We start from the raw sequence: 4,705 nt of genomic DNA, 5'->3' as shown, positions 1-4,705 counted from the left end.
GAGGATCCCATCCCAAATACTCGATACCCAGCTAGAAACCCTGTCCCACAACCACCCGGCCAGCGACTGGATGCCCTGCCACAAACCAGAAACCAAGGAAGCACCAGCATTGATCATCTGGCCAACCCCACCCAACACAGCGGAGACAATGCCGCCAATGATTTGCGGGATGGCGGAGACAATCGTGCCAATAATCTGCGGTAGCGCACCGATCAGTGCTGTTAGTAGCTGGATACCGGCCTGCACTAACTGCGGAATCGCACCAATCACGGCAGAGATTACCGCACCAATGATCTGCGGTAAGGCCGCGACAATCGTGGTGATGATCTGCGGTAAGGCACCGATCAGAGCAACAAACAACTGAATACCAGCCTGAATCAGCTGCGGGATTGCCCCCAAGACCCCGTTGATCACGGCTGTGATGATTTGCGGCAGAGCTGCCACTATTGCAGTAATAATCTCTGGCAGCGCGCTTACCAGGCTGGTGAGTAGTTGGATGCCGGTTTGGATGATCTGCGGGATAGCACCCACAAGGAAATTCACCAGCCCCTGAATAATCTGCGGCAAAGCCTCAATCAACACAGGGATTGCCGCGATCAGGCCCTCAGCCAGGCCCGTGATCAACTGCAAGGCAGCGTCCAAAATCAGCGGCAGGTTATCCACTAACCCTTGGATCATCGTGGTCAACATTTCGACCGCCGCCGGAATCAACTGCGGCAGCGCCTCACCAATACCGGCTACCAGCGTAGTAATGATCTGCACCGCAGCCTCAAGAAGGCTCGGTAGCGCTTCGATAATGGCTTCTACTAGGGCGACGATTAGGGTTACGGCGGTGTCGGCTAGGGACGGCAGCACCGCAATAATCCCCTCAAGCAGGCTGGTCAGTATTGTCATGCCGGTCTCAACTACTTGTGGGAGTTGTTCGGCGATAAATGCCAGTGCTTCTTTCAGGATCCCGCCGAAAGTGTCGATCAGGGCTGGTGCGCCGCCGGTTTCGAAGGCTTCTGTGAGTTCGTCGACCCAGCCGTTGACCATCGGCATCACCGTCCCGGCTAGCGCTGTGGTCAAGCCACCGGCCAAGAGTCCTTTGAGGTTTGCTACGCCGTCTTGCAAGGTGGCCAATTGTCCGGAGAAGGTTTTAGATTGGGCATCCATCGCACCATAAAACCGCCCACCCTCACTAGTGGCGGAAGCGAACGCGTCAGCCACCATATCCGCAGATATAGCGCCTTTACCCATCTCCTCCTTGAGCTCGCCGATACTCTTACCTGTCTTACGGGAGATCTCTTCGAGGGGGTTGAAACCGGCGTTAATCATCTGATTGAGATCCTGACCAGTCAACTTACCGGTCGAGGACATTTGAGCGAACGCCAGCGTAAGTGACTCAAACTTCTGGGCATCACCCTGAGAGATATCGCCGAGCTGTTTGAGCCTGATCTGGGATTCTTCAGCGCTCATACCGAACCCCATCAGAGTCTGGGCGCCCTTAGCCAGATCCTCCATACCAAACGGAGTACGAGCAGCCTCAAGTTTGAGGTTGTTGACTAGTTTCTGGGCTTTGGCCTGATCACCCAGCATCGTCGTGAAAGAGCTGGTGTATTGCTCCATGCGGGCGTTGTACTCCACCCCATCTTTCATCGCCCCGGCGAAGCCCTTAGCGATACCCGCGATGGCGTGCCCGATAGCCTTAACCCCACCAACGATTGCCTCGGCTGCAAGATTGGCTTTAAGCACGTCACCGAAAAGCCGGGTCTTGCCCGAGGTGTCGTCCATCTGCGAACCCAACTCATCAACCGCACCCTCTAAACGGTCTGCACCCTTGGCGGCGTCCTTGGCATCATCCCCGGCACCGTCAGCCTGGTCACCAAACTTTGCTAGCGCCTCATTGCTGTCTTTCAGCTCGCCCTCAAGGTCGTTGAGGGTGGCTTGGGCGTTATTGAGCTGGATCCGCCAATTCTTCGTGCGCGAATCATTCTCCCCAAAAGACGAGGCAGCATTCTCAAGTGCAGACCTCAAGGTTTCGACCTTGGCCCGTTGCGCCTCGATCTCCTTGCCCAGCACCTGGTTACGAGACGTCAGTGCTGCGGCTGAAGAGTCGTTCTTGTCGAACTGGGACGCGACCAGCTTCATCTCCGAGCCCAACACCCGAATCTCACGGTTAATGTCGGTGATCGCGCGCTTAAACTCCCGCTCACCCTCCAAACCAATCTTCAAACCGAAACTGGACTCGGCCATATTTTCACCTCCTGAATGAATAAGACTGTCAGTGGGGGTTTTAGAGTGAGAGCATGTCTACGACAATCGATGTGTATCCGATGATGGGGTTTATGCCTCTTATCGAGCACACTCGTTCGAGAACGCAAGAGCTTTTCCAAGAGCTGCTTGACCGCCACAAGATCGGGTCACAAATAGAGGTTCGATCCTGTTACTATGCAACATCTGAACAGACTCCACACGGAATGCGATGGCAGCCAGAAATGCAACTGCGTTTTGCCTATTTACTAGACGGGTCCATATGTTCCTCGTCCTTCCCTTACTGTCTGGAGCGGCCTCGCGCAGATGCTTCAGACGTTGAAACCTTCGCAAACTGGCATCAAGAAACTGGCTATCCACCTATCAAGCTGGGAGATGTAGTACCCCTAGAAGCTTGTGAATTCGACGGGCGACTAACCGAACAGGAACTCGCTAAAGTCAATTCGCAAATTCATTTTTGGTATGAATACCGAAGTGCTTGTACGCATCCAGTTGCCTGCACAGGCTACGGCTTAGTTGCGGCCGCTCTAGCAGAGGCAACCAACGGCGTGATCGCTTCATTCGACTGCGCCTTCGAACAACCCAACGGGCAAAAACCAGATGAATTCTTATCTTGGTGGGGCGACACCCAAATGCAAAAGTACGGAGCCAAATGGTTTAGAAAATCCACCTAACCTCACCGCTAAATTCCTGCCGGAATCACATCATCAATAAAACAAACGCGTTTCGGCTGTGCTCGGCCGGTCTCTAACCGCCAACAATCCACTAGGTCTAGCAACTCACCAAACACGCACAGGTCAACCTCCACCCGGGACATGTGCAGGTGGGCCAGCCCGATATAAACCAGCCTGGTGAAGGCCGCCTCATCACTATCTACGATTCGCCCTTGTTCTGGTCTTTTGGGGCCGGTGCTTCGGTGGCAATAGCTCGTCTTGTTCCTCGTTGTAGTGCTTCGCTGATCGCTGCCCGGTAGTCAGCCAAATCAGCCGGCACCGTCAGCAACTCCACCGCATCCTCAGTTAGTTCATTGCGTTGATCGTCCGGGTGCGTGAGGTTATGGATTGCAACGGATTGATTGGCAAGCAGGGTGATTAGCCAGATCACCTCACCCAACGACTTATCCACATCCTCGGAGGTTTCCAGGGCATCTCCTAGATGTTCGAGTCCGCCGTAACGTTGCGCAATCAACCGGGTCGCACGAGTCGTCAAGACCAGCTCGTAATCCTGGCCACCGATAGTTATGGTGGCGCTGCGAAACGAATCCATCGCATTGGTTGTTGTGGGTTTCTTTCCCATAAAACTGCCCTCCTTTTAGTGGCTTGCGGCACGGCTCGGCGTGGTGGCTGCTGCAGGTTCATAAACCTGCTTATACCAACCGCTAATCGTTTCTGCCTTTACCCCGGATGCGCCTTCAGTAACCTCGGCCTTCCACGGATGACGACCATGCGCATCGGGCTTGTTACGACGCAGGATCGTGCCCTCAATCGACGGCGTGCTAAAGGTGATGCTGTCGGCCTTGGTCGCCAGGGTCGTAGTAGGCAGCGCAAACTTCACCCGGTACAACCAGAAATACTGATACTTGCCATTCGATCTGGCGGCTCGAAAGCCGATAGCAACAGGTGTGCCGCCATCCTCAGAAGCCGAGATGAGCACGCCGTTAGCGTCCAAGGTGGCACCGGTGAAGGCTGCAGCGGCGTCGGCTCCGAGGTCGTCCACGCCGAGGGTGAGGGTGCCGGATTTGAATTCTTTAACAATCTCGGATGCCCCGTCGTCGGCATAAAGGATCGCTTCAGCAACCTCAACGGACAGCTCGGCGGATATTGCTTTTGCCAGCGATTTCGGGGTGGCATAGGTTTCCTCGCCACTGGTGGGATCCTCAGTGATGGTTGCGTAGTAGAGCTTGTCTAGACCAATAGTGGCCATGAGTATTTCTCCTTTTGGGTAGTGATTTTTCGTGACATGGGTCTTTAGATGTCATCGAAAGATAGAATTGGGGCATGAGAGAGAAAACGCGATGCTTGACCTACGCGGTGTTCGGGATTTATCTGCTCTTGTTGTTGTGGCTGGTGCTGTTCAAACTCGCCACCAGCGTTGACGACATGCTGAACATGCGGCATGTGCGCTCCTTAAATCTGATCCCATTTGCAGATTCTGCGATTCTTAACGGGTCGATCTTCTTTAATGAGATCGTGTTCAACTTCCTTGTTTTCATCCCGTTTGGCATGTACATGAGGATGCTGTTGGAACGGCGCTCATGGTTAATTCAATTTCTCCCACCGTTTTTAGCAAGCGTGGCATTCGAGGTCGTTCAGTACGTTTTCGCTATTGGGGTCAGCGATATCACCGATGTCATAAGTAACACTGCTGGAGCCGCTACTGGCTTAGTAGTTTTTGCTCTGCTAGCCAGATTCTGGCCTGAAAAGAGCGAAAAAGTCATTAACGTCATCGGGTT

Annotated in this window: 5 protein-coding genes; 2 read left to right on the top strand and 3 right to left on the bottom strand. The window is 53.9% G+C overall.

The window, feature by feature from the left end; genetic code table 11:
* Positions 1-2,235, bottom strand: a 2,235-nt coding sequence (locus G556_RS0107380; RefSeq protein ID WP_028822309.1) for a phage tail protein, incomplete at its 3' end; no start/stop codon positions are given.
* Between the two features lie 53 nt (positions 2,236-2,288).
* Here G556_RS0107380 and G556_RS0107375 point away from each other — a divergent pair.
* Positions 2,289-2,927 carry a hypothetical protein gene (locus G556_RS0107375; protein WP_028822308.1) on the top strand — a complete coding sequence of 213 codons (639 nt, stop codon included), beginning with the start codon at positions 2,289-2,291 and terminating at the stop codon, positions 2,925-2,927.
* 199 nt (positions 2,928-3,126) lie between these two features.
* Here the strand turns inward: G556_RS0107375 and G556_RS0107370 are convergent, their stop codons facing one another.
* Both G556_RS0107370 and G556_RS0107365 read right to left on the bottom strand, forming a co-directional pair.
* On the bottom strand, positions 3,127-3,549 hold the full coding sequence (locus tag G556_RS0107370; RefSeq protein ID WP_028822307.1) for a hypothetical protein: 423 nt from the start codon (positions 3,547-3,549) through the stop codon (positions 3,127-3,129).
* A gap of 15 nt (positions 3,550-3,564) precedes the next feature.
* Positions 3,565-4,176 carry a major tail protein gene (locus G556_RS0107365; RefSeq protein WP_028822306.1) on the bottom strand — a complete coding sequence of 204 codons (612 nt, stop codon included), beginning with the start codon at positions 4,174-4,176 and terminating at the stop codon, positions 3,565-3,567.
* Between the two features lie 74 nt (positions 4,177-4,250).
* On the opposite strand from G556_RS0107365, the gene G556_RS0107360 reads away from it, so the two are divergent.
* Positions 4,251-4,705, top strand: a 455-nt coding sequence (locus tag G556_RS0107360) for a VanZ family protein (RefSeq protein WP_028822305.1), incomplete at its 3' end; no start/stop codon positions are given.

Origin of the sequence: Propionimicrobium lymphophilum DSM 4903, from assembly GCF_000423485.1 — a bacterium.
GTDB lineage: Bacteria > Actinomycetota > Actinomycetes > Propionibacteriales > Propionibacteriaceae > Propionimicrobium > Propionimicrobium lymphophilum.
This window is presented reverse-complemented; position numbering and strand designations above follow the sequence as displayed.